The sequence below is a fragment of the Geobacillus sp. FSL K6-0789 genome, from assembly GCF_038593135.1.
Taxonomy (GTDB): Bacteria; Bacillota; Bacilli; order Bacillales; family Anoxybacillaceae; genus Geobacillus; species Geobacillus stearothermophilus.
Genome location: NZ_CP151966.1, coordinates 1408235 through 1434864, shown reverse-complemented (window position 1 = coordinate 1434864; position 26630 = coordinate 1408235). Strand labels below are relative to the sequence as shown.

General features: G+C 53.0%; 27 protein-coding genes and 1 pseudogene. 9 read left to right on the top strand and 19 right to left on the bottom strand.

The genetic code is table 11. From position 1 onward, the window contains the following. Positions 1–24 precede the first annotated feature (24 nt). From NSQ51_RS07340 to NSQ51_RS07320, 5 genes and pseudogenes are all read right to left on the bottom strand, one after another. Positions 25–2005: pseudogene (locus NSQ51_RS07340) on the bottom strand (EAL domain-containing protein). A 134-nt stretch (positions 2006–2139) separates the two neighbouring features. Then, a complete protein-coding gene (locus NSQ51_RS07335) occupies positions 2140–2877 on the bottom strand; it encodes an IucA/IucC family C-terminal-domain containing protein (RefSeq protein WP_044743913.1) in 738 nt (245 codons plus the stop codon). Next, positions 2877–3689, bottom strand: coding sequence for an ABC transporter ATP-binding protein (locus NSQ51_RS07330; protein WP_049625985.1), 813 nt, complete (start codon positions 3687–3689; stop codon positions 2877–2879). The genes NSQ51_RS07335 and NSQ51_RS07330 overlap by 1 nt, the downstream gene beginning before the upstream one ends. 18 nt (positions 3690–3707) lie before the next feature. Beyond that, positions 3708–4760, bottom strand: coding sequence for an iron ABC transporter permease (locus NSQ51_RS07325; protein ID WP_049625288.1), 1053 nt, complete (start codon positions 4758–4760; stop codon positions 3708–3710). Beyond that, the gene (locus NSQ51_RS07320; protein ID WP_049625287.1) at positions 4757–5758 is read right to left on the bottom strand and encodes an iron ABC transporter permease; all 1002 of its coding nucleotides are present in this window, start codon (positions 5756–5758) and stop codon (positions 4757–4759) included. The genes NSQ51_RS07325 and NSQ51_RS07320 overlap by 4 nt, the downstream gene beginning before the upstream one ends. A 180-nt stretch (positions 5759–5938) precedes the next feature. Between NSQ51_RS07320 and NSQ51_RS07315 the strand changes: the two genes are divergently transcribed. After that, entirely contained in the window at positions 5939–6910 is a 972-nt protein-coding gene (locus tag NSQ51_RS07315; RefSeq protein ID WP_049625986.1) for an iron-siderophore ABC transporter substrate-binding protein, read from the top strand. 211 nt (positions 6911–7121) lie between these two features. After that, a complete protein-coding gene (locus tag NSQ51_RS07310) occupies positions 7122–7610 on the top strand; it encodes a PCYCGC motif-containing (lipo)protein (RefSeq protein ID WP_049625277.1) in 489 nt (162 codons plus the stop codon). Positions 7611–7781: 171 nt separating this feature from the next. On the opposite strand, the gene NSQ51_RS07305 is transcribed toward NSQ51_RS07310, so the two are convergent. The 5 genes from NSQ51_RS07305 to NSQ51_RS07285 all read right to left on the bottom strand — a co-directional run bounded on the left by NSQ51_RS07305 (position 7782) and on the right by NSQ51_RS07285 (position 11821). Next, complete coding sequence (locus NSQ51_RS07305; RefSeq protein WP_033016587.1) at positions 7782–8510, bottom strand: 3'-5' exonuclease; 729 nt, start codon at positions 8508–8510, stop codon at positions 7782–7784. Next, on the bottom strand, positions 8503–9555 hold the full coding sequence (locus NSQ51_RS07300) for a DUF294 nucleotidyltransferase-like domain-containing protein (RefSeq protein ID WP_033016586.1): 1053 nt from the start codon (positions 9553–9555) through the stop codon (positions 8503–8505). The genes NSQ51_RS07305 and NSQ51_RS07300 overlap by 8 nt, the downstream gene beginning before the upstream one ends. A gap of 17 nt (positions 9556–9572) precedes the next feature. Next, positions 9573–10874 carry an ammonium transporter gene (locus NSQ51_RS07295; protein ID WP_049625274.1) on the bottom strand — a complete coding sequence of 434 codons (1302 nt, stop codon included), beginning with the start codon at positions 10872–10874 and terminating at the stop codon, positions 9573–9575. A gap of 174 nt (positions 10875–11048) precedes the next feature. After that, positions 11049–11456, bottom strand: a complete 408-nt coding sequence (locus tag NSQ51_RS07290) for a VWA-like domain-containing protein (protein WP_014195627.1) — start codon at positions 11454–11456, stop codon at positions 11049–11051. 170 nt (positions 11457–11626) lie between these two features. Beyond that, on the bottom strand, positions 11627–11821 hold the full coding sequence (locus NSQ51_RS07285) for a YozQ family protein (protein WP_049625273.1): 195 nt from the start codon (positions 11819–11821) through the stop codon (positions 11627–11629). A gap of 293 nt (positions 11822–12114) precedes the next feature. On the opposite strand from NSQ51_RS07285, the gene NSQ51_RS07280 reads away from it, so the two are divergent. Further along, the gene (locus NSQ51_RS07280; protein WP_033016582.1) at positions 12115–12624 is read left to right on the top strand and encodes a YndM family protein; all 510 of its coding nucleotides are present in this window, start codon (positions 12115–12117) and stop codon (positions 12622–12624) included. A gap of 157 nt (positions 12625–12781) precedes the next feature. Here NSQ51_RS07280 and NSQ51_RS07275 read toward each other — a convergent pair whose 3' ends face one another. Both NSQ51_RS07275 and NSQ51_RS07270 read right to left on the bottom strand, forming a co-directional pair. Next, positions 12782–13978, bottom strand: coding sequence for a toxic anion resistance protein (locus NSQ51_RS07275; protein WP_033016581.1), 1197 nt, complete (start codon positions 13976–13978; stop codon positions 12782–12784). Beyond that, positions 13975–14622: a 5-bromo-4-chloroindolyl phosphate hydrolysis family protein gene (locus NSQ51_RS07270; RefSeq protein ID WP_049625272.1), complete on the bottom strand. Its 648-nt coding sequence runs from the start codon at positions 14620–14622 to the stop codon at positions 13975–13977. Before NSQ51_RS07270 ends, NSQ51_RS07275 begins: the two co-directional genes overlap by 4 nt. Positions 14623–14779: 157 nt before the next feature. On the opposite strand from NSQ51_RS07270, the gene NSQ51_RS07265 reads away from it, so the two are divergent. Together NSQ51_RS07265 and NSQ51_RS07260 are read left to right on the top strand one after the other, a co-directional pair. Next, positions 14780–14908: a hypothetical protein gene (locus NSQ51_RS07265; RefSeq protein ID WP_255350121.1), complete on the top strand. Its 129-nt coding sequence runs from the start codon at positions 14780–14782 to the stop codon at positions 14906–14908. A 20-nt stretch (positions 14909–14928) separates the two neighbouring features. Then, positions 14929–15591, top strand: coding sequence for an SIMPL domain-containing protein (locus NSQ51_RS07260; protein ID WP_049625271.1), 663 nt, complete (start codon positions 14929–14931; stop codon positions 15589–15591). Here the strand turns inward: NSQ51_RS07260 and NSQ51_RS07255 are convergent. Beyond that, positions 15581–16327: a hypothetical protein gene (locus tag NSQ51_RS07255; protein WP_049625987.1), complete on the bottom strand. Its 747-nt coding sequence runs from the start codon at positions 16325–16327 to the stop codon at positions 15581–15583. The genes NSQ51_RS07260 and NSQ51_RS07255 overlap by 11 nt on opposite strands. Positions 16328–16579: 252 nt before the next feature. Here NSQ51_RS07255 and NSQ51_RS07250 point away from each other — a divergent pair, with 252 nt between their 5' ends. The 3 genes from NSQ51_RS07250 to NSQ51_RS07240 all read left to right on the top strand — a co-directional run bounded on the left by NSQ51_RS07250 (position 16580) and on the right by NSQ51_RS07240 (position 19324). Further along, positions 16580–17125 carry a DUF6431 domain-containing protein gene (locus tag NSQ51_RS07250; RefSeq protein WP_049626302.1) on the top strand — a complete coding sequence of 182 codons (546 nt, stop codon included), beginning with the start codon at positions 16580–16582 and terminating at the stop codon, positions 17123–17125. A gap of 152 nt (positions 17126–17277) precedes the next feature. Beyond that, positions 17278–18531 (top strand): IS481 family transposase, encoded by a 1254-nt coding sequence (locus NSQ51_RS07245; RefSeq protein WP_342462693.1) that lies wholly within the window; start codon positions 17278–17280, stop codon positions 18529–18531. Continuing rightward, positions 18524–19324 carry an AAA family ATPase gene (locus tag NSQ51_RS07240; RefSeq protein ID WP_064213564.1) on the top strand — a complete coding sequence of 267 codons (801 nt, stop codon included), beginning with the start codon at positions 18524–18526 and terminating at the stop codon, positions 19322–19324. Before NSQ51_RS07245 ends, NSQ51_RS07240 begins: the two co-directional genes overlap by 8 nt. Before the next feature lie 250 nt (positions 19325–19574). Here NSQ51_RS07240 and NSQ51_RS07235 read toward each other — a convergent pair whose 3' ends face one another. The 5 genes from NSQ51_RS07235 to NSQ51_RS07215 all read right to left on the bottom strand — a co-directional run bounded on the left by NSQ51_RS07235 (position 19575) and on the right by NSQ51_RS07215 (position 25179). Next, positions 19575–20840, bottom strand: a complete 1266-nt coding sequence (locus NSQ51_RS07235) for an MFS transporter (RefSeq protein WP_049625269.1) — start codon at positions 20838–20840, stop codon at positions 19575–19577. A gap of 142 nt (positions 20841–20982) precedes the next feature. Next, positions 20983–21726 (bottom strand): CAP domain-containing protein, encoded by a 744-nt coding sequence (locus NSQ51_RS07230; RefSeq protein WP_049625268.1) that lies wholly within the window; start codon positions 21724–21726, stop codon positions 20983–20985. Positions 21727–22189: 463 nt separating this feature from the next. Continuing rightward, complete coding sequence (locus NSQ51_RS07225) at positions 22190–22381, bottom strand: hypothetical protein (RefSeq protein ID WP_049625267.1); 192 nt, start codon at positions 22379–22381, stop codon at positions 22190–22192. A 144-nt stretch (positions 22382–22525) separates the two neighbouring features. Further along, complete coding sequence (locus tag NSQ51_RS07220) at positions 22526–23581, bottom strand: RNA-guided endonuclease TnpB family protein (RefSeq protein WP_049625266.1); 1056 nt, start codon at positions 23579–23581, stop codon at positions 22526–22528. Positions 23582–23736: 155 nt separating this feature from the next. Further along, positions 23737–25179, bottom strand: a complete 1443-nt coding sequence (locus tag NSQ51_RS07215) for an NAD-dependent malic enzyme (protein ID WP_049625265.1) — start codon at positions 25177–25179, stop codon at positions 23737–23739. Between the two features lie 314 nt (positions 25180–25493). On the opposite strand from NSQ51_RS07215, the gene NSQ51_RS07210 reads away from it, so the two are divergent. After that, complete coding sequence (locus NSQ51_RS07210) at positions 25494–25703, top strand: EamA family transporter (RefSeq protein WP_049625264.1); 210 nt, start codon at positions 25494–25496, stop codon at positions 25701–25703. On the opposite strand, the gene NSQ51_RS07205 is transcribed toward NSQ51_RS07210, so the two are convergent. Beyond that, positions 25700–26578: an IS982 family transposase gene (locus NSQ51_RS07205; RefSeq protein ID WP_055357903.1), complete on the bottom strand. Its 879-nt coding sequence runs from the start codon at positions 26576–26578 to the stop codon at positions 25700–25702. The two genes, NSQ51_RS07210 and NSQ51_RS07205, sit on opposite strands and share 4 nt — an antisense overlap. Positions 26579–26630 lie beyond the last annotated feature (52 nt).

Sequence of the window (26630 nt, the reverse complement as noted above, 5' to 3'; positions counted from 1 at the left end):
AAAAGAATGAACGGAAAAGATCGGCTACGCCGGCGGTTCGCCGCAAGCGTTGCGGTTGTGTTCTTCTAGCCATTGTTGCAGCTTTTCCGCTTCAAGCGAACGGCTGAAATAAAATCCTTGCGCGTAGTCGCAATCCATTTGCGACAGAAGCGCCACTTGCGACTCCGTCTCGACTCCCTCCGCCAACACTTCAATATCCAAACTTTTGGCTAAATGAATGATCGTATCGACAATCGTCGCATCTTTCGAATTTTCCGCAATGCCTTGAATAAAACTGCGATCAATTTTCAACAGCGACACCGGCAAATTGCGGATATACGCGAGCGAAGAGAAACCGGTGCCAAAGTCATCGATCGCCGCCTGTACACCAAGTCGCTGCAGTTCGGTTAAAATGTGTCTTCCTGTCTCAATGTTTTCCATCAGCCCGCTTTCTGTCACTTCTAAAATGAGCCGATCAGGCGCTAGCCCCGTCTCGCGCAAAATGCGCTTCACATGCTCGACAAGTTCGGGGCGGTTGAGCAAAAACGGCGATAAATTGACCGCTAACTTCAGTCTGGGAAATTTTCTTTCCCATTCTTTCACTTGGCGGCACGCCCGTTCCAACACCCATAGCGTTAATTTCAAAAATAAAGCCGCTCTCTTCAGCCAGCGGGATGAAATCAAGCGGCGGAATGTCGCCAAGCGCCGGGTGGCGCCAGCGCAACAGCGCCTCAACGCCCATTGCCCGGCCTTTGGCAAGCCTCACTTTCGGCTGATAGCATAAATAAAACTGCCCGCGCATAACGGCAAACGGCAAATCTTGCTCGATCACCGCCTGCCGATGCTCGGTCGGGCGGTAAAAGGCATAGCCGTTCCGCCCCCGCTCTTTCACTTCGTACAACGCTTGATCAGCGTATTTCATCACTTGCTCGATCCGATCGCTGTCTTTCGGGAAAAAAGCGATGCCGATCGATAAAGTCGATTGGATGAGCTGTTTGTCGTAATAAAACGGCTCGTGAAACGAACTGACAAGCCGCTCGGCCAAGGCGGTCATCTCTGTTTTCGTGATGTTTGGCAACAAGAGAACAAACTCATCGCCGCCGATGCGGGCAAAAAAGTCGCCGGGACGCAACGCCCGCTCGACGCGCTTGACCGCCTCGCGCAAAAAGTAATCGCCGGCTTGATGGGAAAAATGATCGTTGATCCATTTGAATTTGTCAAAATCCAAATAGCAAAGGGCAAACGGCGTCTGACTCGCGATCAGCTCATGAATATGCCGCTCGAAATAGCTGCGGTTGGCGATGCCGGTAAGCGAATCGAAGTAGGAAAGCTGACAGAGCTTCTCTTCATACCGTTTCCGCTCGCTGATGTTTTTCACGGTTACAATGACGCAATCCAATGCCCCTGCCTCGTCGAGAATCGCCTTCCCTTGCGCTTCGACCCAAATCCATTCGCCCTGCTCCCCTTGTTTGCGAAACTCTGCAGCTTGCGTTTCATATGTATCGTACAGCTCAGCCAGTTTTTGCGCCACCGCCGGCGCATCATCCGGATGGACAAACGCCAGCACATCTTTGTACGTTATCGGATGGCGCTCATCCGTTTTGTGTTTCCACGACGGCGGAATGTACGCCAACTCACCGTGGCGGGAAAAAATCAATACATAATCGCTCGAATGTTCGACGATCAGCTGCAAGCGCCTTTCCGCTTCGGCCAGCCGCTCCTGCAGCCCGCTCTCTTCCGCTTGACGGCGCAGGACGCATAAGACGGCGGCCGTCTGTCCGTTTTCACCGATGATCGGCGACACCCCCGCAACCAATAAGCCGCCAAGCAACTCCCAGCGAAAGGCAGCCGGGCGCTGTTTCACCCGTTCAACCAACGCCCGTCCTTCGACGGACAGCGTCCTCTGTACTTCTTCACTCAGCGCCAAGCCGGCAAAAGCCGGATTGTTGTAAATGATCACGCCTTGCAAATTCAAGATGACCACTGCTTCTGTGAAGTGATGGAAAAAGGCCGTATATTTGTCCATGCAATTGCTACCTCGCCGTTTCACCAAAATAAGCGATGTCCACACTTCCATTTTCACGAAAATCACGGCAAAAATCAACAAATTTCGCAAACATTTTGTCAAAAATATGGAACTGCCCACCGGCGGCCTTCCGGTCACCCGGTTTGCCGCTGGCGGGCTTTGAGTGGGCACGTTTGGCAGCATGTCCCCCCGTTGGTTTGCACGTATAGGCAGCACGTTGTCCGCTGCATGCCGCTCGCGCCTTTCCAAAAGCGACGGAGCGGATTGTCTTTTTGGCCAAACAGGCGGCCGTCTGCGTCATAAACAAGGAAATAAAAATCATCGCGCAGCCGGTCGGCGACCGGAGCAAGCGACTCATCCTCAAGCCAACGTTCATATACCCAGTACACATAAATCGCGACATTTTCCCATAAGATGAGCGGCGATACACGCGTCAGGCGCCGCAACCGGACGATGAGCGGAGCGAACAAGCCGGCGAACACGTCGCGAACGGCCTGCTCGCGCCAACCGCTGCGCTCAATGCCGCACATCTCCGCTTCCGGCGGCGCAAGGCGAAAGCGCGGCATCCACATTTCCCCTTCGCCGTCCGTATCAAGCCAAATTCGCTCAGGATCGAGCACAAGCCGCTTGTTCCACACCGACATGGCGTATAAGGCCATCGGCGCCAAAAAGCTTAGGCGCTTGACGAGCATCGAAGCGGCAACCGCGTCGTTTGCCGCCCCCATCTCGGCGCGGACGTGCGCCACATACTTCGCGAGCTGCCCGTCATCATTCAGCAGCCGGGCCAACAACATCGATGACGAGACATCAGCAGCTTCGCTCGAAAAACGGTACGTTTCCAACGCTTTCACTTCTTCTTCACTTAACCTCATCACGATACGCCTTCTTTCTGTAGAATGCGCCGCCCTTTGCCGTACGGAATGCAAAGCGGAGTGCCAAAGAGCGGATCGTACGTAATTTGACAGTCCATTTGGAACACATCTTTCACGAGCTGGTGGGAAATGACATCCTCCGGCTTCCCTTCGGCGTACACCGTTTTGTTGCGAATGGCGACGAGATGATGGGCGTAACGGCACGCTAAATTCAAATCGTGAAGCACCATGACGATCGTCCGCTGTTCTGTTGCATTGAGTTCGAACAATAAATCCAAAATATCAATTTGATGCGCCAAATCTAAGTAAGTGGTCGGCTCGTCAAGCAAGATGATGTCCGTTTCTTGCGCCAGCGTCATGGCAATCCATGCGCGCTGGCGCTGGCCGCCGGACAGCGAATCAACCGGCCGCTCGGCAAGCTCTGTCAGTCCTGTTGCTGACAAAGCGCGCGCAACGGCGCGCTCATCTTCGTCGCTCCATTGCTTGAGCCACGTTTGATATGGGTAACGCCCTTGCTTGACGAGCTGAAGGACCGTCAATCCTTCCGGAGCCACAGGCGACTGCGGCAAAATGGCCAAACGGCGGGCGATTTCCTTGGTCGGCTGCTTGGCAATCTCTTTTCCATCAAGCAAGACAGCGCCGCCTGCCGGCTTCAACAGACGAGCCAAGGCGCGCAGCAACGTCGACTTGCCGCAGCCGTTCGCGCCGATGAACACCGTGATTTTCCCTTTTGGAATCGTCAAGTTCAACCGATCGATAATGAGCGCATCCCCGTACGACAATGTCAATTCTTTCGCCTGCAGCGCGTGCATGTTTGCCCCCTCCTTCATTTATGGTTTCCGGGTTCGGTACAACAAATAAATAAAATATGGCGCACCAAGTGCGGCCGTAAATACGCCGGCCGGGATTTCCGTCGGCGCCAAAAGCATCCGCCCGGCGAGATCCGCCCCCATGACGAGCACGCCGCCTAACAGCGCTGCCGTCGGAAGCAGCGCACCAAACGCCGAACCAACAAGCCGGCGTGCCATATGCGGCGCCATCAGCCCGACAAAGCCGATGCCACCGGCGAAAGCGACCGCGCCGCCGGTGAGCGCGGTGCTAAGCAAAACAAGTCCTAGCCGTTGCCGTTCGACCGCGCCGCCAAGCCCAATCGCCAGCTCATCGCCCAGCTCCTGCACATTGACATGCCGCGCGGCCAATATCGCCACAAGGAGCAGTCCGATGACCCATGGCGCCATGAGCGAAACGTGCTGCCAAGAAGCTCCATACACACTGCCCGTAATCCACACGTTTGCCTGGCTCGCCCGATAGATGGGTCCTGTGATCATCAACAGTGTCGTCAACGCCTGCATGAGCGCAGAAACGCCGATGCCGACAAGCACGAGCCGAAGCGGGGCGAGGCCGTTTTTCCACGCCAGCATATATACGAGCCAAGCAGCGGTCGCTGCGCCGAGAAAGGCGGCAAGCGGCAGCCAGTGGATGCTGACGGTCAAAGAGTTGTTTTCATCGCTAAATAGCGCCAAAAAGCCAACGACCGCGGCCGCCGCTCCGCCGGTGATGCCGAGCACATCCGGCGAAGCGAGCGGATTGCGCACCATTCCTTGCAAAATGGCACCCGCGGCAGCCAGCGCCATTCCGGCCAACCAAGCGACAAGCACACGCGGCAGGCGGAACGTCACAATCACCGTCTGATGAATTTCCTCTCCGTATCCGAACAGCGCGGCAGCGGCCTCAAGCGGGGACATGCGCATTTCGCCGCTGCCAATGCTGATCAGGAAAAGTAAGACGGCCGCTGCTATGAGCGCGGCGAGCACCGCAACAGCTTTTTTGTCATAGAAAAACGAGATGTGTTTTCCCATTCGGACCGTGATGTATTTTTTCATTTTGCGGCGATCCCCCTGCGGGCAATGTAGATGAAAAATGGAACGCCGAGCAAGGCGGTGACGATGCCGACCGGCACTTCGCGCGGCATCAGAACGTAGCGCGCCCCAATATCGGCCATAAGAAGCAAAATCCCGCCAAGCAAGGCGCAGTATGGAAGCAGCCAGCGGTGGTCGACGCCGGCCAGCGCCCGCGCCATATGCGGCACCATGATGCCGATAAAGCCGATCGGACCGGCAACAGCGACCGAACCGCCGGCGAGCAGGACAACTAAGAGAGCGGCGGCCGCTTTAATGAAGGTTGTCCGCTGCCCGAGCCCTTTCGCTACATCGTCTCCCATCATTAAGATGTTGACATGGCGCGCCAGCAACATGGCCCCAAGCCAAGCGGCAGCCAAATACGGAAAGACGGCTGCCAACAGCTCGAGCTTCCGGCCGGCGACCGACCCGGCCAGCCAAAAGAGCACTTCTTCAAGCGCTTTTTCATTCATCGCCAGCATCCCTTGCGTCAGCGAGGCAAATAAAGCCGCGACCGCCGTGCCGGCGAGCGTCATTTTGAGCGGGGTCAGCCCGTCCTTCCCCGCGGCGCTGATCACAAACACGATCAACGCCGCCATCGCCGCCCCCATAAATGCGACCCAAGACAACATTTGCAATGAAGAAATGGAAAAAAAGGTGACCGTCACAACAATCAAAAAACCGGCCCCGGCGTTAATGCCGAAAATGCCTGGCGAAGCGAGCGGGTTTCGCGTCAGCGCTTGCATGAGCGCTCCGGCCATCGCTAGGCTTGCGCCAACGGCAGCCGCAATCAACGCTCGCGGCAGCCGAACCGTCGCCGCGACTAAATGGGCATTCGATCCGTTATTGTCGATGAGAGCCGCCACCGCCTGCCGCCAACTCGTATCGGTATATCCGCAAACGATGCTCATCCACATGGCGGCAAGCAGCACAATCAGCAAACCGATAAGGCCAACCATTTTTTGACGGTTTGTCACCAGCATCTCTGAGATCTCCCTTGCTTCATTCTCTATATCTCTATCGTCAAGTATATTTGATAATGACTCTCATCGTCAATGTTTTTTTCGCATTTTCTTATGATATAGTTGACAACGATTCTCAATTTTATTTATTATAATCAACGTAAATGAAATTCATTATCAAACTTCAAGGGGGATTGGCTAGTGAAATCACGACATCTCACCCTTTTTTCCGCCTTCATTCTTTCTCTCCTGCTTCTCGCGGGCTGCGGCGGAAAACAGGAAGAAACAGCCAAACCAGCGGAAAACAATGGGGCGAAAGCGGAAGTGAGCTACACGGTCGAACACGCCATGGGCACGACCGAAATCAAAGGAACACCCAAACGGGTCGTCATTTTGACGAACGAAGGAACAGAAGCGTTGCTGGCGCTAGGCATAAAGCCGGTCGGCGCCGTCAAATCGTGGACGGGCGATCCGTGGTACGACCATATTAAAGATAAAATGGAAGGCGTCAAAGAGCTCGGTTTGGAGTCAGAGCCGAACGTGGAAGCGATCGCCGCCTTGAAACCGGATTTGATCATCGGCAACAAAATGCGCCATGAAAAAATTTACGAACAACTGAAACAAATCGCCCCGACCGTGTTCTCAGAAACGCTGCGCGGCAAATGGAAAGACAACTTTATGCTGTATGCGAAAGCTGTGAACCAAGAGGAAAAAGGGAAACAAATCATTGCTGAATATGACAAGCGCATTGAAGACTTAAAAGCGAAACTCGGCGACAAGTTAAACATGAAAGTCTCGATCGTCCGCTTTGAGGCCGGCGACGTGCGCATTTACCATAAAGACTCGTTCTCCGGCGTCATTTTGGATCAACTTGGCTTCGCCCGCCCGGAATCGCAAAACGTAAACGACTTTGCGGAAACCGGCGTGACGAAAGAACGCATTCCAGCAATGGATGGCGACATCCTGTTCTACTTTACATATGAGACGGGGGACGGCAAAGCGAGCGAACTTGAAAAAGAATGGATCAACGACCCGCTATTTCAAAACTTAAACGTCGCGAAACAAGGCAAGGTGTACAAAGTGAGCAACACGATTTGGAACACGGCTGGCGGAGTACTTGCGGCCCACTTGATGTTGGATGATATTGAAAAATATTTTCTGCAAGGCCAGTAATGCAGTGAAAGGCGATGCAAAGCCTCTTCTTCCTTTGCATCGTCTTCTTTTTTCTTATGAAAACGCACTGCCTTGATCAGCCATTTTTATGCTGGAATGGTGAGCGCAACGCGCCTAGCTACAAGATGATTGCCGCCCAAGACAAAGTATGATACATTCAAACTGTCAATAACCGAGCCAGGAAACGACCAAAAAGAAAGGAAGAAGAAATTTGAGACGTCCAGTATGGATGGCGGCATGTATGTTGTCGTTTAGCGTTCTTCTGTCAGGCTGCGCAGATGGCAACAGCCAAGAACAAAGCCATTCGCATATAACGAAAACAGCTACTGGCGATATTCGCGAAACAACAAAATCGATCGAGCATTTGCCAAGCTTTTTGAGCGCGTTTGAAGAAGAGATGGCGGTCTTGTACCAGCAGGCGGCCGAACACCGCGAGCTGCTTGAGAATATCCCTTGCTATTGCGGCTGCGGGCAATCAGCTGGCCATAAGAACAGTTATGACTGCTTTGTCTATGAAACTAAAGAAGACGGCTCGGTCGTCTGGGATGATCATGCGACCAAATGCGGCGTCTGCTTGGAGATCGCCGCTGAATCGATCGCCGCTTACGATCAAGGGAAATCGATCAAAGACATTCGGCATATGATCGATGAAAAATATAAAGAAGGCTACGCCGAACCGACGCCGACCAAACCGCTCTAATACCAGCAAAAAAAGCGCCAAACTTAGCGCTTTTTTTCGTTCAGCCGATGCCCTAGGCCAAAACGACATTGATCCTGTAAAATCAACTCTTTGTTCACGGCGAACTCGATCGCTTGGCGAACAATGACCATTCTCCACCAACCTTCCAGTCCTCTGCCCTGCCTAGGAGCGTCAGTGGCGGCTGAGCGCGGCGTACAGATCATGCAGCGTGTCGATGCCGCGCTGGCGGAATTCATCGAGCAAAATCGCCCATAGCTTTGCCATCGCTTCGACGTCGCCATCCGCCGTATGGCGGCGCGGGCAACAGATGCCGTAACAAGCTAACGCATCGTCAAACGTCGGGCACGAATGGCCGATCAGCGTCATCATCGGCTGCAAGTCAAGAAATCGTCCGCTCCATTTTTGCCGATAATGGCGCCAAAGGGCATGGCGCAAAAACGCCAAATCATGGCCGATATGATAGCCGACTAAAACGCCTGTGGCAATAAACGGCACAAACGTGCGCAGCGCCTCGGCAAGCGGCGGAGCGAACACCACATCCTTCGCCTCAATGCCGGTCAAGGCGGAGATGTGTTGCGGGATCGGCTTTTCCGGCTTGACGAGCGTCATGTACATATCGGTCACGGCTCCTCCGACCGTTTTCGCTGCCGCCATGGCCAAAATTTCATCGCCTTGCTCCGGGGAAAAGCCGGTCGTTTCCATATCGATGATGACAAACGGGATGTCAGTCAAACGGTCATGCCAATTGATGATGTGCTGTTTTTCCTTTTGCAGCGAGCGAAGCCATGTTTCCTGTTGCAGCGAATGGTCATGCCCAAATAAGGCGGATGATGCCTCGCGCGGAACGCCAAGCGACAACAAGCGGAGCGCCCGCTGCCAAAAACGGTGCCGCTCATGCATGAATGCGAGCCACCTGCCGGGCGACAAAGCGCTGCAACCGTTTTGCGGTGCGCATCGCTTGCTTCAGCTGCTTTTGCTCTGTCCGCTCAAGCGTCCGCCATAACACATATTCACGACCATCCCTCGCCTCGGTGCTGTACTTGAGACGAATCGAATAGTAAACAGACAGCGCCTCGCCAACGGCGGTGGAAAGCGGTGCCGTCAATACGCCCGCCGCCTCAAGCGCCCGCCGCCGCTCTGCCGTGTCCGCCGCTGGGACTTGAGCAAAACAGGCTAACCATTTTAAGGCGTTGGCGAGTTGCACGTAGCCGCTTTGTTTCATATGAACGGCCCCACTATGCGGCCCCCATCGCTCCGTTTGCACGTTACCCAGCCAACCGAGCGGAACCGGAGGGAATTGAACGTGCTCCCCCATGCGCGCCAACAGCGGCGGCCGTTTGGCCACCGCTGAAAACAACATCCTCCTGCCCTCCTCAGCCAATCTCAGCTCGCCATAAAGCGGACGCATATCCATCGCGATCAACAAAAAACGAATGTCGTTCGGCCACCCGCTTTCGAAATAGGAAGAAAGTTGTTGCTCCCAACCGCGGACCGACTGCGCCCACCGCTTGTTCGTCGCCATCACGTAACCGGAGCAGTACGGATACCCAGCCTCATGCAACATGTCCACCCCAATCGCCGCCATATGGCGGATGAATTCATAACAATCCGCCTCCACTTCCTCGGGACAGTCGAATAAAACGCCGTGATCCTGATCCGTCCAGATCGTCGGCTCACGCCGGCCGATGCTTCCCATCACATACCAGCACCACGCCGAGGGACGAATGCCGACCGACTGTTTCATCGTCTCCCGCTCCGCAAGGAAAAACGCGCGGCGAAGGATGGCTTCATGCACACAAACGATGTCGCTTGCAAGCTGCTCCATTTGTTCAAGCGTCAAACAGCGCCGCAGTTCACGCGCCAGTTCATCATGACAAAAACGAAGTTCGGCGGCCGACTCGGCTGCACTTAGCCGTTCGGCCACCTTTTCCGCCAACGATTCCACCTCCTTTTCCCCCTTGGCTATTGCTGGGCAGCTGTCTTCGGCTGATACACGGGATCGAGCTGTTCCGGATAGCCATAAGAGCCGTGCTCGCTAATATCAAGACCTGAAATTTCTTGTTCCGCCGTCACACGCAGTCCGATCGTTTTCTTCATGGCATATAAGATGATAAACGAAACGGCAGCGACATACACCGCAGCGCCGAGCACCCCGACCGTTTGCACAATCAGCTGATCAAATCCGCCGCCGTAAAACAGTCCGGCCTTCCCGATGCCCGTGATCTCGACTAAACGCGGCGAAGCGAAAAACCCAGTTGAAATCGTGCCGATAATGCCGGCAATGCCGTGGACGGAAAAGGCGTAAATTGGATCATCAATCCCTTTGCGTTCGAAGTAGATGGACGTCCAGAACGTGAACGATCCCGCCACTGCACCGATGATGACCGCCGCCCACGGTTCAACGAACGCGCACGCCGCTGTAATGGCAACCAATGCCGCCAACACACCGTTGACCATCGCCGGAATGTCCGCTTTGCCGACCAAAATTTTCGCCGTCAAGATCGCAGCAACCGCCCCCGCCGCAGCAGCCAAGTTCGTCGTCAAGGCCACATAGCCGAAAAATCCGTCGCCAACCGCCATCGTGCTGCCCGCGTTAAAGCCGAACCAGCCGATCCATAAAATCAATCCGCCAATGACTGTATACACTTGGTTATGCCCCGGAATGACGTTTGGCGTCTTGTCTTTATTGAACTTGCCGATGCGCGGGCCAAGCAAGACCGTGGCGATGAGCGCCGCAATCGCGCCTTGCAAGTGGACAACGGTTGAACCAGCGAAATCTTGCATCCCGAGTTGCCCGAGCCAGCCGCCGCCCCACACCCAATGGCCGATCACCGGGTAAATGGCGATCGTAAAAATCGTGCCAAAAAGAAAATAAACAGACAGCTTCGCCCGCTCAGCGAAGCCGCCCCAAGCGATGGCCAGCGACACGCCGGCAAAGCCGAGCTGGAATAAAAATTTGAGCTCGAGCGGCACATTCGCCCACGACAACGAGTCAAACGTTCCTTTTCCTTCTTTTAAAAACCATCCTTCCGTCCCGATGAAGCTATTCCCAGCCCCAAACGCAATCGCAAAGCCGAACGCCCAAAACGCCAATGAGGCGATAGCAAAGCTTAAAATTTGTTTGCCAGCCACATGCCCGGAGTTTTTCATGCGCGTTGATCCGGCCTCAAGCAAAGCAAACCCTGCCTGCATGCCGATGACGAGCACCGCCGAAAGCATGACCCAGAGGGCATCCAGCCCAAGCGTCAACGTTTTTTCATCCATTTTACGCATCCCCCTTTTGTCATTTATCATCCCTTTTATATGTAATAATATATAACACAAACCAACCAAAAGCAACGTGTGTTTTTGGTTGCAATCGGTTTCGAACACAAAAAGTTTGTTAAATTTCTTAACAAAAAAGAATGCCTCTCATCACGAGGGGCATTCCTCACAGTGTTACGCCACACGAATGGGCTTGCCAAACGGCACGCGCGGCATATAATCGTCCGGCACAAGCCAAAACACTTCATAGTCGACTTCGAGTTCTTCATAAAAATAGCCGGTTACATCGGTGATGTAAAACAACGTATCGATTTTTTGCGCAGCGGCCCATTCCAGCACTTCGGTGTACGACGATTTCCCGTGCTTGAAATATTTAATCGTCGCCACGCCAACCGGAGAGACATCGCGAATTTTAAAATCCGCTTGGACGAGCAGCGTGTCCGGGCGCAGCTTTTCAAACAGCTTCACAATGTTTTGAATGAGCATTGGCCGCTCCGGACGGTTTGATGTGTCGATCGCCAACGCGATGGAATGGTCTTTCCGCTCTTTGAGCAACGCCAATAAAGCCCGCTGCCATCTCACGATGATCATCCCCCTTATATCGGTGAATCGCCGTGCGCACTACTAGTATAGACGACGATGGGGGAAAGTACGAACTGTTTTTCTTTCCTTTTGCCCTTTCATTTCTCACCGATGGACAGCCTTAGCCATCAGCGGAAACGCCAAGGAGCGAATCCTTGGCGTTTCGGCTTTTACTCCGGCGTGGACAGGGGAATGTCTGGCGCGTTTTCTTGCTCGGCCGCCGCCTCGATCGTCCCTTCCGCGTAGACGTCGCTTACTTGTTCATGCGTCTCGGCCAACCCGGCGCCGAGAGCCGCGGCTGACTTGTAATCAGACGGATCATACTGGCGCCCGGCCACCTCAAGCGATTGTTTGTTCTCTTCCATTCGCTTTCCTCCCTGTTTACATCGTTCATTATATTAATGTGAAACAGGGATGAAAAATAAAAAGAGGGAGTTTATGGATAATACATGTATACATCAAGACAAATGCGGCAAACTAACGGTAAACAACCAAAAGAGAGGATGATGATCAATGAGACAGCCACAACAAAACGACAGCTTGGAGCAGCAACGAAAAAAACAACAGCCGGCAAAAAATATGGAAAAGCAACCGGGGTACGGAGATAAAAAATTAGAGGGTCCGAACTCCCCTGCAGAGTGAAGACGGCGGCGCAAAGATGAGACATTTGCTCGCATTGGCGCTGAAGTATTTGCTGACGGCTACCGTGATGTTCGCCATTTTGCCGTTGTTTTTGCGCATATCGTCCGCGGAACTATTATGGTTCAGCCTTTGGCTGACGCTAGTCGCCTACGCGCTCGGCGATTTGTATGTCTTGCCGCGCCTCGGCAACGTCTCGGCGACGATCGCCGATTTCGGCCTAGTGTTTGTCGCTACTTGGATCGGCGTTGGCGCGTTTTATGACGGTGCAGGGGGCGCTATGATCAATGCAGCCTTTTTCTCGGCCTTGCTTGCCGCATTAGGGGAGCTGTTGTTTCATGGCTATGTGTTGCGTTTTGTCATCGGCCAACATGGCGAGGAAGGGGTGCCGCTGATCGGCCGCCAGTGGCAGACGGAAGCGGCGGAAGAGTTTGACATCCGCACCGCCCGCCCCGATGGCCGCGAAGACGAACGGGTGGACGACGAAGACCGGCCGAAGCAAGAACCGCCCAACCCCCCGATTTTGTAGGCGAGGAGGCCGCCTAGCGCAAAACGCCATCGAACGGCGGCTCTTGGCTGCACAACCGCCTGCGGCCGAAACAAGCGGCCGCGCAAAACGACGAAAAGGGTGCCCATTTCGTGGCAGGCACCCTTTTCTATGCGCCGAGCCGCGGGCAAGCGATCCCCTAACGCTCCGGCCGCTTCAAAGACAGAAGCGTCTGTTTCAGTTCCGCTTCCATGGCCGCCAGTTCGCGTTCGGCCTGCTGCCGTTTCAAACGGCCTTCCGCTTGAATTTTCAACGTCTCCTCAAGCGTGGCGATCAAGTTTTCTTGCGTCCGCTTCAGCGTTTCGATGTCGACCAAGCCGCGCTCATTTTCCTTGGCGATTGCGATGCTGTTCGTTTTTAACAGCTCGGAGTTGCGCAACAGCAGCTCATTCGTCGTTTCAGCAACTTGTTTTTGCGCCTCCGCCGCTTTTTGTTGTCGAAACAGCGTCAACGCGATGACGACTTGGTTTTTCCAAAGCGGAATCGCGTTTAAAATCGATGACTGGATGCGCTCGACGAGCGTCTCGTTCATATGCTGAATCATGCGGATTTGCGGCGCGGTCTGGATCGTCACTTGCCGGCTGAGCTTTAAGTCGTGCACCCGCTTTTCCAGCCGGTCGGCAAACTGGCGCAAATCTTGCACCTCTTGCCAAGCCATTTGGTCGCCGGAGCGCTCGGCGGCCGCTTGCTTTTCCGGGATCGTTTTCGTCCGCAGCTCCTCCAGCTTGTATTCCGCGGCCGCAATATAAATATTGAGCGCCTCAAAATACTCTTTATTTTTCTCGTAAAGCGTCTCGAGCATCATGATGTCGCGAAACAACAAATGCCGGTGTTTTTCCAGCTGGTCGGCGATTTTGTCGATTTCAACGCCGATTTTTTGATATTTCGCCACCATCCCTTGCAGCGGCTTGGCCACTGTGCCAAACAAGCGGGACAAAAACCCTTTTTTCGCCGTCATTAAATCATCGGGATTGACTTCCTTAATTTTCGCCATCAGCTCGCTGATCACTTCACCGACCGGACCGGCGTCTTTCGTCTGCACATGATGCAAAATCGCATGGGAAAACTTGGACAGCTCAGCTTGCGCCGCCACCCCGTATTGCAAAATGGCCTGGTGGTTGGCCGGATCGATTTGTCGGGCCAGCGCCAATGCTTTTTCCCGATGCTCCGGTTTGAGCGCATCGAGTGCGTTAGCCGTCGTTTCCCCTTCTTCAAGCTGGGGGGCGGCCGGCGGGGAAAACGGCTGGGCCAGCAGATCGTCAAGTATGCTTGTCCGTTTCCGTTCATGAAGCTGTTCGAGTGACTCCATCTCATGATTCCGTTCGTCCACCGTCATTCTCCTTTCTTTGACAACGGCAAATGAAGCCGGGCCGATGATTGATGCAACGACTGCTCAAGCATTTTTGCTCCGGTGTGCAGCGACCAAACGTCGTTTGATAACACTTCGAGCAGCTGCCGCTCCGCCGCTTCGGTCAGCTCGCCAAGCAACCGCTCCGTTTGTTGCAGCGCCGCGGCCATTTCCGCATTTTGCACCGGCTGCTGCGACAAGTATACGTATTTTTCCACCATTTCCACCGCCGTCGGCCACTCATTTAAGAAAAACGGCTGGGCGAGGCGAAGCTGGTGCGGCTGCTGCTCGACCGCGCGAATGATCCGATCGACGATGGCACTCAATCGGGAAACGGTTTGCCACATCGCCACCGAACGAAGCCGATAGCGGGCCCGGCGCAGCCGCTTCCATAACGCGCGCGCCTCGCCAAGCTGGCTGCGAACGTATGCCTGCTCCTCGGTCGGTACGTCAGCTGCCAAACGGCGATGCCGCCTTTTCATCACAGCGGACACCCCCCACATCGCTCCCATTCCTGATAAAAGCGAGGCCAGGACGTGAAAATCGGCGGCAATAAATACCGTAACTGCAACGATGATCCCAATGTTCCATGAAACGAACCAACGCCATATCGTGCGAAGCAGTTGCTTCATTGTCCATCCCTTTCTTCATCTTTTCTTCCATTATAACATGTCCACGCCATGATACGTACAAGCGCCCAAAGAAGTTTCATCACCAACTAGACGGCGCGCATAGGACAATGGCCGCTTTGAATAAGCTATAGTGAAACCATCGAAAGGAGAAATGGGGATGAATTCGATCGACTGGCAATTTGCCTCCTTTGTCGTGATCTCGCTGTTGAAGGAATATTGGTGCTATGTCGGCCTGCCGCGCGTCTACTATTGGCAAGCGGCGGACGAGGATCAAAAAGCTGCCTAATGGTGGAAGGAGGGAATGAAATGCAGTCATGGCATCGTCCCGCTCCCCCTGTCGCTTCTCGCCCCACACTGACCATCACTGGCCAAGGAACCGTCATCGCCAAACCGGATACCGTCCTCATCGCAATCGGCGTTCATACAGAACATCACAACATCCAAGAAGCCCTGACTGACAATGCCAAACGCACCAATGCCGTCACCGAAGCATTAAAGGCGCTTGACATTCCAATAGAAGACATTGAAACGACATCGTTTTCCATCCGGCCAACATACGAACATCATAACGGAACAACCGCTTTATCTGGCTATGAAGTCGAACATTGGCTGGAAATCACCGTCCGCGATCCTAAAAAAGCCGGCGCCATTTACGAGGCGGCCGTTGCCCGTGGAGCAAACCTCGCCCGCGGCTTGGAATTCCGTCTAGCAAACGAACAAGCCTATTACCAGCAAGCGTTGGCATTGGCCGTGAAACACGCCAAAGAAAAAGCGCTGGCCATCGCCCGCGCTCTCAGCTTGCCTCTTTATGACACGCCGATTGAACTGAAAGAACAGTCATCGCCTCGGCCGGCGCCATACAATCCGGCTGTTCTCAGCATTTCCTCATCAGCGCCGCCTGTACAGACGCAAGATGTTGTCATTACCGCCGTCGTGGAAGCGGTATTTGCTTATTCGTTCATTTCGTGATATCGACCTCATGGACGCGGGCGCCGCCAAACAGCTCAACGCGGATGGTTTTCTTTTTCCCATTCGAATGGACAATGGTTACAGTGTACGCGCCCGGCAAATACGGGCCGATTTTTTTGACAAATGGGTCTTTCGTCGCCTCCTCTTCCGCTTTCACCCCATTGACGACAAGCGACGCCTCCGGATCATCGACGCGGACATGGAGAAAATAGAGGGCTGGCTCAAACACATACCGATCCTCAAACACATGAATCGTAAACACCGGCGGGCGGGACGTCAATCCTTTAATATACACGTGCCCCCCCTCACGCTGGCGGTCGAACTCCTGATCGAGCGCTTCGTACGCCTCAGAATGCTGTTCAAAATAGGCGAATAACGGCGTGAGCGTTTTCTCATTAATGGGCACCGTTTCATCGGTCGTTCTCAGCATCGTTTGCAAGGCAGCCGCATCGCGGTCTTCGATCGCTTCTTTCAACCGCGTGATGGCCAACTCTCGGCTCGCTGCCGTCTTTAATGTTCCGTACCCGCTCCAAACGAGCGTGCCCGCCCCCCATGCGACAGCGACCGCCAAAAGAAGCCAGCCGATGAAACGGTATTGTTTTTTTCTCTTTTCTCGGGACAATAGGCGCTTTTGATGCCGTTTCTCATAACGCGCTAACGCCGCCGCGCCGTCTTGTCCGCCGCGGTTGTCCGCTTCCCCCCCGTTTATGTTCGTTTCCCACCGTTGCAGTTTCATGATGGCTTCCCCTCTCCTTCTCTCTGTCTAGTTCCACTTTATGTCAGAGACAGGGAATATATGTTACACGAACAACGACACGCTTTTTATTATACCGGGGTGTAAATTATCACTTTATTTCGGAACAAAAGAGACATTTTTTTGCACATTCCTTCAGAAAGCCCTCTCCCCTTTTCTGAAAGAATGTGCTAAATTTTTTGTGAATTATTTCGGAAGAGAAAATCCATCGGTTCATAGGAGGGGGAGGAGGACGTGATTCAATTTCATGACTTTGGCATTGACGTTCAAACGTATGCAGAGCGTGGAAAAGAAAACGACTTCCCTCTTCTGAAAAAGTGTCCGCATTGCCGGGCCAAGCGCCCGTTGCACCGCCACGGTTACTATGAGCGAAACGCATTGACCCCACATGGCGATTATCGCATTTGGATTGTCCGGTATCGCTGTCGGGAATGCTTGAAGACGGTGAGTGTGCTGCCTTCCTTTCTCCTCCCGTATTTTCAGTATACGTTGTCCGCCATATGGCAAGTCGTGAAAGAGCAGTTGGGATTGACCGAAAGGACGAACCAGGCTCCGTTTCTCCCGACAAAGGACGGCATCATCTTTTATGTCCGACGGTTCTGCCGAAACCTATCAAGCCTTCATAGCTTTTTTGCGAGGCGGTGGAGGATCATAGGCCCTATCGTGAAAAAAGAAAAGGAACGGGCTTCTTGGTGGATCCAGACGTTAGAGGAACACGGTCTTGATTCGGCCATCAGAGAGATGTGGGAGGGCGGATTCCGACACCCTTTTGCGAATTAAATGGGATCCTGATTTTACATACATACCCTAAATTGGAAATAGTTTCGGTTCCCACAAACCTTTCCTATCGACGGAGAAAAAGCAATTCGGTACGATAAGGGCAGGAGGACCGGAACGGTCCTGATTCCAAGTGAGACAAGGAGGAGATTTGAATGAATGAGTCGATGAGACACGACATTGCCCTGTTTCGGTACGGGCTAATCGCTCCGTTGGTGAATGGGCAGGTGGAACCGAAGACGTATCTGAAAGAGGTGAGCGAGCGAGTGCACCATGTTCCCCACCAGGGAGACAAACGAATCGCAGCCAAGACGATCCTCGATTGGTGCACCCGATACAAAAAAGGGGGCTTTGACGCCTTAAAGCCGAAGCGCCGTTCGGACCGCGGCCACTCAAGGCGTCTGTCGCCCGATGATGAGGATCATATTTTAGCCCTAAGAAAAGAACATCCCACCATGCCCGTGACGGTGTTCTACGAACACCTGATCGAGCAGGGGGAAATCCCAGAAAATCATACCTCTTACTTTACTATATACCGATTGTTGAAAAAACACAACCTGGTGGGAAAAGAAATCTTGCCGATGCCGGAGCGAAAGCGTTTTGCGTATGACCAGATCAATGAGCTATGGCAAGGGGACTTATCCCATGGACCCACGATTCGCGTCCATGGGAAAGCCCAGAAAACGTTTTTGATCGCGTATATCGATGACTGCTCGCGGTTAGTGCCATATGCCCAATTTTTCCCTTCGGAGAAGTTTGACGGGCTGCGGATCGTCACGAAGGAAGCGGTGCTTCGTTGCGGGAAGCCGAAACGCATTTACTCGGACAACGGGAAAATTTATCGGTCCGAGGTGCTGCAGTATGCGTGCGCCGAGATGGGGATTACACTCATCCACACCCAGCCGTATGACCCGCAAAGCAAGGGAAAAATCGAACGGTTCTTCCGCACCGTACAGACACGGTTTTATCCACTGTTGGAGCTGAATCCGCCGAAATCGCTTGACGAGTTGAACGAGCGTTTTTGGAAGTGGCTTGAAGAGGAGTATCATCGAAAACCGCACGCCTCACTGGACGGAAAAACGCCGCATGAGGTGTTTCAATCGCAAGTGCATCTCGTGTCGTTCATCGAAGATGGCGATTGGCTGGATGCGATTTTTCTGAAACGGGAGCACCGCAAGGTGAAAGCCGATGGCACGATCACCCTGAATAAACAGCTATACGAAGTGCCGCCTCGGTTCATTGGGCAATCGATTGAGCTCCGCTATGATGAACGGGGCGTCTATGTGTACGAAGATGGAAGGAAGGTGGCGGAGGCCGTTCGGGTTCGTTTGGAGGACAACGCCTATGTAAAACGCCATCGGTCCCCGTTTGCGGCGATTCCGGCGAAGGAGGGAGAACACGGTGTATAAATCGTTTTACTCCCTTTCGCGGGAGCCGTTTGCGAAAGAAACAGACCCGTCCGAGGCGTATCAAGGGGCGTCATTTCAGGAAGCGTTGCGGGCGCTGGAGTACGTGAAACGAACCCGGGGGATCGGGCTGTTGATCGGAGAGCCGGGGGCGGGCAAGACGTTCGCCCTTCGGGCGCTGAAAGAGTCATTGAATCCATCATTGTATCATGTCGTCTACTTTCCGTTATCCACCGGAGGCGTGATGGATTTTTACCGTGGACTGGCCTTGGGATTAGGAGAGGAACCGAAGTACCGCAAGGTAGACCTCTTCCGCCAAATCCAGCAGGCGATCGAGCGATTGTATCATGAACGGCGGATCACGCCGGTGTTCATTTTGGATGAGATGCATTTAGCGAAGGATGCATTTTTACAGGACATCGCGATCTTGTTCAACTTTGAGATGGATTCGACCAACCCATTTGTCTTGATTTTGGCCGGGCTGCCCCATTTACAGGGGAAGCTGCGGCTCAATCAGCACCGCCCTCTCGACCAGCGGATCATCATGCGATACCGGATGGGGCCGCTGGAGAAGGAAGAGGTGGCGGGCTACATCGAGCATCGGATGAAACAGGCCGGGGCGAAGCATCCGATCTTCACCCCATCGGCGTTAGAGGCGATTGCCCTGCAGTCGCGGGGATGGCCTCGGGTGATCAACACGTTGGCCACGACGTGCCTGTTATACGGGTATCAGCTGAAAAAGGACGCCATTGACGAAGAAGTGGTGCGCATGGCCGCAGAGGAAATGGGGTATTAGCACGAAAGGGGCCGAATCGGCCTCTTTTGTGCTTTCTCTTTTCCATAGGTCCATCAGGCGCGCTGGAAATCTTCATCTGAAAGAGCGTGCAAACGTTCCGAAAGAATGTGCAAAATCTGGAACAATCCGCAAAAATTTTGCACATTATTTCCGAATCCGCCTGAAATAATTTGAAAAAGGGATTCTGAAATAATGTGCTAATTTACACCGGGGAACACAAAAAAACGGGTAGCCATTTGCATAGCCCCCGTCATTGGGAAAGGGAAATGTCCGGCCGCTCTGTTTGCTGCCTGGCCTGGTGAAACATCCATGCATAGAGCGCCGCGCTGGCGAGCGCCAGCATTCCAAGGCCAACAAACGTCCATGTATAGCCGACCCACGTCGCGGCTGCAAGCGACATCGGCGCCACCATCCGCCCGATCGTAAAGCGGAGGCTAGCGGCGGCAAAATATTGGCCGCGCATGTCTTCAGGTGCCAGCCTGGATACAAATGACTGCTGCAGACCGGCCGTCATCAGCTCGGCCAAGGTGAACAGCACCATGACCGCCGCAAATCCGAAAAACGACGATGTTTGGCTAAACAGCCACATTGTGATGCCATATAAAACAGCCGAGCCGATAAACGCCCACCGCTCCGAAAAACGCGCCATCTGCCGCGTCATCATGACCGTGCACAGCGCCACAAGCAGCCCGTTTTCCGCAATAAGCAGGCCAAAAGCATTGGCGCCGTCCACCGTCCAGCCAGCCCATAACGTTTCTTTATGAAGCGTCTCTTTCATATAGACCGGAAGCAACAAATCAAGCTGCATAAACGTCTGTGCGACAAGCACCCCGGCTATAATAAACAAGAAAAAGGTGCGGTCGCGGACAATGACGGCATACTGTCCTATTTGTTCCCGCCAAAACCGCAGCCACGGCACGGTTCGCCGCCCTCCCGCCGAATGCGGGGCTGTTTCGCGCAGCCGTCTGGCCAACACAGCCGCCATCGTTAAACAGGAGCACGCCGCCAAAAGCAGCAGCCAAAACAGGTGATCAGCATAAAACAGCCCGCCGACCGTCGGGCCAATCACGACCGAAATATTCACCGACGTATAAAACACCGCGAACACGTAGCTCCGGTCTTTTTCTGGCACGATGTCAGCAACCATCGCCTGGCTCGCCGGCCAATAAAAGGCGACGCAAATGCCGGCAAACGTAAAACAAAGAAAACCGACAAGTGGCGACGACCACCATGGGGAACTGGCCAAGGCAAAGACGAAAAACGCCGCCCCCTGCCCGTAAGCGGATAACACCATCATTCGCTTGCGCCCGAACACATCGGCGCAATAGCCACCCATCAAATTGGCGACCACGGAAAACAATTGCGACACAATCAATAACATACTGGCTGTTTCTTTGCCAAACGAGTCTGCAAAATAGATGGCCATAAACGGAAAAAACATCCAAAAAGTCGTATTCATCAGCGCCTCGCCATACAGGCGGGCTTTTAAGTTGTGATCCCAATCGCGTATTCGCATTGGTGTCTCCCCCGCGATCTTCTCATTTTTTACAGCCTGTTGACCATTATAGCATAGTTTCCCAAGTTGTTAGCGAAATATTTTTGTACAAAAAAACCCTGCCCATCTGCATGATGGGCAGGATCACCGTCAACCATCCGCCTTACTTGCGGATAAATTGTTGCGTCCAAATATAGCCGTTTTCTTCAAAACCAACGCCGATATGCGTAAAGTTTTTGTTCAAAATGTTCGCCCGGTGGCCTTCACTGTTCATCCACGCATTGACGACTTCTTGCGGGGTGCGTTGGCCTTTGGCGATGTTTTCCCCGGCGGCTGTGTACGAAATGCCGAATTTTTTCATCATCTCAAACGGGGAGCCGTACGTCGGGCTGTTGTGCGAGAAGTAGTTGTGGACCGCCATATCGCGCGATTTTTCGCGGGCGACTTTGCTGAGAGCTAAGTCGACTTGAAGCGGCGGCAAACCGTATTTTGCCCGTTCTTTGTTCGTCAGTTCTACGACTTGTTGCTCATAAGCGTTCAAGCCGGTTGTTTTTTGTGTCGTTGTTGTTGGCGCTGTTGCCGGTTTTTTCGCTGGCGCTTGCGTATTGGCTGCCGGTTTTGCAGCCGCCGGCTGTTTGACCGCTGCCGGAGCTTGCGGTTTCGCTGCGGCCGGCTGTTTCACTGCCGGTTGCTGCACGGCCGGTTTCGCCGGTTGGAACGACACAAACGGGAAGTATTGTTTCAACCATTTCTCGAAATCTTGAATGTTAGTGCTTGTATATTTTACTTGATACACGTTCGCTGTCGGACACGTCACCCCTGCCGCTTCCGTTTTCGTCGTTGCCGCAAACGAAGCGCCGACAAGTGCGACCGAAGCGGCGATCGTGGCTAACATTTTTTTCTTCATCGGAATTCCTCCTTCTTAACGTTTCTATTTTCAAAGTTTCAAAGACTTTCTCTATTCATCGTCACGCCATCCACTTAAGTTCTGTTTAGGAACAGTTCCAGCTGTTCTCTTGCCTGCACCCCCATTATAACACGGGTTTTTTGTAATATTTTTGGTTTAAATTTGGGAAAAAGGACTGTTGGAAAAAATGAGCAAAAAACAGGCTTGTTTTCATTGCCAAATAAACGCCTAAGCCGCCGGCTGCAACGGCTGGCGATGTCATCCTTTCACACACTTCCATTCCTTTTTTTCTTCTATCAGCCGATCATTCTATATTTTTCTTGCAAAAAGGGAGTTGACAACCCCTCGAACACGCTGTTTCATTTAACAATTGTTACAGTATTGTTACAAAACAGACTGACAGCTTGTCCTATTGTTGCAAACAGAAAAGCCGGGGCGGCAAGCCCCAGCTTTGATGACCATCTTATTGTTTATCAACGACAAGCACGGTTTGCACTTCGTTCGGCTTCACCTCGACCGCAAACGTTCCGCATTCGTCCGCCACGAGCGAGTCAAGCAGCTCCTCATTGAGATTCGTGCGAAAGACGCCCAAGAGCGGCTTGTTCCATTGAAATACCGCCGTCGTCGCCTTTGGCGCCGGGTTTTGACACTCCACACGGCTAAAGCCATGGGATTCTTGGGTCGTTGGCGTCCTCATCCATTTCTGGTTCGGACAACGCCCAAGTTCGGGGCTGTGTCATCAGCCCATCCCATCAGGTTAGCGTGTACCCCAATGGGCGGCGCACCTATGACCAGTGCGCTAGGTGCTCAAACCCGAAATCGCTTTGGCGATGTTGATGGCACCATTCAAGTCAGCGTGGAGGGTGTATCCGCATTTTTGGCATCGGAAGCGGATGCCGTTTCGGTTCGCTTTCTCTCGATGACCACACTTGCACGTTTGGCTTGTATAGGTCGGATTCACCCACTCGACCCGAATGCCTGCCTTTTCGGCTTTATAGGCAATCATCGTTTGCAGTTGATGGAACGCCCACGAATGAAGATTTCGTCCTGCTTCTTTTGCCGAAGCGGCTCGTTTCCGAATCCCTGTCAACTCTTCCATCCGAATCACGCCAACACCGTTGGCGAGGGCAAAGTTGACGATTTGACGGCTGATTTTATGGTTCATATCTTTCATCCAACGAGATTCTTTATCACCGATTTTGCGAATCATATGGAGCTTTTTGGCTTTGCCCAACGTTCGCCGCAAAGCCGCGTATCGTCGGCGAATGAAAGCGCATTGGTTCCCTTTGAAAAACAACGATTTCGTTCCTACGCTGGCAACGGCGATATAGCGAAGCCCCAAGTCAACGCCCATCACCTTTGTTTCGTGCCGCGGCTCCACTTCAAAGGTGATGGCAATCGCCAAGTACCATTTCTTTCTCTTTTTGTAGAGCTTGGCTGCCCCTTGTTTGGCGGTTCCATCGAGCAGCCGATTCAGCCACGTTTCTTGATAGGAACGCACGACGACCGGCACGCCAATTCGTTTCTCCAGTGTGGGGAATGAAACCGTGTAGAACTCTCCTTTCTTTTCCACCTTTACGTTTTGGTTGTTAAAGCAACACCATAATGTTCGGAACTTCTTTGTTTTCTGGTTTTTCTTTTGAGACTTCACTTCCCGAATCGTCTGATTGACGACGGCGGAAGGAAACCGCTGCGACGAAAAGTCTTTAAAAATTTTGCTCGTCGCTTGATTCAGCTCGGGATGATTCAACAGCCAATTGGCAAACGCGGTATTCACTTCTGTCATCCGTTCATACATGTCTTGTTTGACTTTCGTTGGGTTGTGCAGCTCCAGCCTGAGTGTGATCGTGGGCATGGCTTCACCCCCTTTTCTTTTGAGATTCCACACCTAAAGAGAAACATGGTGGCTCGAAGCCATCCTCTTAAGGGATTGCCGAGCAACGTCGCCTTTCATCCTACAATTAAAACCGTGGGCCTTCAGACGGCTTTTTCTGTAATTACGCACTTATTCTATTTTTGCTCCCCTGTATATCCACCTAAAGGAATATGATCCTTCCGCGCCACCCCAGTGCGGTAAGCCGCTTCGACGACCGCTTGTCTGACGCGTTCGACGACTTTGCTGTTGAAGACGCTCGGGATGATGTATGTTTCGTTCAATTCATCCTCCGTCACGACAGAGGCAATCGCCTTCGCGGCAGCGAGCTTCATTTCCTCGTTAATTTCTCTCGCCCGGCAGTCGAGCGCCCCGCGGAAAATGCCCGGGAAGCAAAGGACGTTGTTGATTTGGTTCGGATAGTCGGAACGCCCGGTCGCCATGACGCGCACGTACGGTTCGGCCAGCTCCGGATCAATTTCCGGAATCGGGTTGGCCATCGCAAACACGATCGGATCGCGCGCCATTTTTTTCACATCTTCCACTTTTAAAATGCCGGGAGCTGAGACGCCAATAAACACATCTGCGCCGGCGATGACATCGGACAAGCTTCCTTTCAGATTATCCGGGTTCGTGAGTTGCGCATATTCTTGCCAATACGGATTTTCATACGTTTCATCGCGATGGATGGCGCCATGGCGGTCGACCCCGATAATGTTGCGCACGCCGGCCGCAAGCAAAATTTTCGTGCAGGCGATGCCAGCGGCGCCAATGCCGGTGAGAACCACTTTAATGTCCTCGAGCTTTTTGTCGACGATTTTCAGCGCGTTGAGCAGCCCGGCCAAGAGCACGACCGCCGTGCCGTGTTGGTCGTCATGGAACACCGGGATGTCAAGCTCTTCCTTCAACCGCTTTTCAATCTCAAAGCAGCGCGGAGCGGAAATGTCTTCGAGATTAATGCCGCCAAACGCCGGGGCAATCGCTTTCACAATTTGAATGATTTCTTCCGTGTCTTTCGTATCCAAACAAATCGGGAACGCGTCTACTCCGGCAAATTCCTTAAACAGCATCGCTTTCCCTTCCATGACCGGCATCGCCGCGTACGGACCGATGTCGCCAAGCCCAAGCACCGCCGTGCCGTCCGAGACAACGGCGACCGTATTCCGTTTAATCGTCAGCGAATACGCCTTGCGCGGATCCTCAGCGATGGCCGTGCAGACGCGCGCCACGCCCGGCGTGTACACCCGCGACAAGTCGTCGCGCGTTTTCACTGGGATTTTTGAATTTGTTTCAATTTTCCCCCCGATGTGCATTAAAAACGTACGGTCAGAAACGTTGATGATTTTGACGCCGCGAATTTTTTTCAGCGCCTCAATGATCAAATCGCACTGCTTCGTGTCGAGGGCGCTGACGGTGATGTCGCGCACCGTGTGAACTTTGCTTGATGAAATGACGTCAATCCCGACAATGTCCCCGCCCGTTTTGCCGATTGCGGCGGCGATATCGCTGAACGAGACGATATCTTTTTCGAACTGGAGACGAATCGTAATGTTCATCGCTGCCCCGCCTGGTAATGCCATAACAATTGTCCTTCCTTTTCTCCATTTTTGTTTAAATCAGTAAATCATTTTACGGTACAAATGTTATCCTATGAACCGGAAAAAGACAACCCTTATTGTACACCCCCTTTCGGCAAACGCATGCATCTTTCCGCCGAACGTGAAACAGCATGCGTCCTGAGCCAGCGCAGCCTTCTTCCCACCGTTCATGTTCCGCTGTTGGCAAAACAGCAACAGGGGTGGCTGACGGCAGAAAAACAACATGCAAGAAGGAAATCAGAGCAGCAATGAAGTAAACGTAAAAGAAAGGAAAAACTAGACAGGAGCGAAAAAGAATGAGAGAAAAGCTGTTTCTCGTGCTGGCCAACTTGTTTTGGGCCGGCAATTACGTCATCGGGAAGTCCATCATTGCGGAAACGGGCCCATTTTGGCTGACGTTGATCCGTTGGTGCGCCGCTTTTATCGTGTTGGCGCCCGTATCGTACTGGCTTGAGCGGCCGCGCTACCAGGACATCATCAAACCCGTGGTGCTAGTTGAGCTTTAGCGCTCAACTAGCCCAAGTGTAACCAGGGAATAAGCTAACAATATACCGTCTAGTGCCACTTCAAATCCGATAATCGAATTGGCTCGGATCCCCGTGATGCGATAGTGGTCAACCAGAACCGAGAACACCGTCTCGATCACTTTGCGTTTTTGTTGGATCCACTGCTCCCATGTCTCAGACGCACGATGTTTCTGGTTTTTTCGAGACGGAGTCCAAAGCGCCATTTGGTATTCTTCGTACAGCCTTTTTTGCAAGTCACGGCTAATGAATCCTTTGTCCCCAAAGTTATACGGGTGGGGAATTTGGGTCATCACGCTTTCGGCTGCGATTCGATCGTGGCAAGATGCTTCCGTCACCACATACCCCATTGGCAGCCCTTGATCGGTCACTTGAAGGTGCAGCTTCAACCCGTAGTACCATTGCTTTTTGGAAGCGCAATACCCGATGTCGGCGATCTCTTGAAACCGTTTGACGCGATGCATTCTTGCCGTATGGCACAACGGGAGCGGCAAGCTGTCCACGACGGCATAGGCATGATGTTGACCGCGTTTTGCCAGCTCATGACGGATCCATTTGATGGCGAAACCAAGCGCCCGGCAACGGCGGTTGTATCGGGAGCGTTCAAGAAACGAGCCGTTTGTGAACAAATTTCCCGTGACAAAACGATGCCACGCCCGTTCAGAAGTAAAACCGAGCAACTTTCCTAAAAGATGAATCGCGATGACCACGGCGTCTTCCTGTTTGACCAAATGGCGGTTGCGACGCTGTAGGTACATCTGAATCGATGACAGTTGGGCAGAGACAAAAAAGAAAATGGCGGCATATTGCTTTTGAATCTTTGCTTGATCTGTAGTAAAATGAAAGTGCTCTTGCATAGGGATTCTCCTTTCAATGTTTGGTTGCACTTTCATTTTAAGGAGATCCTCA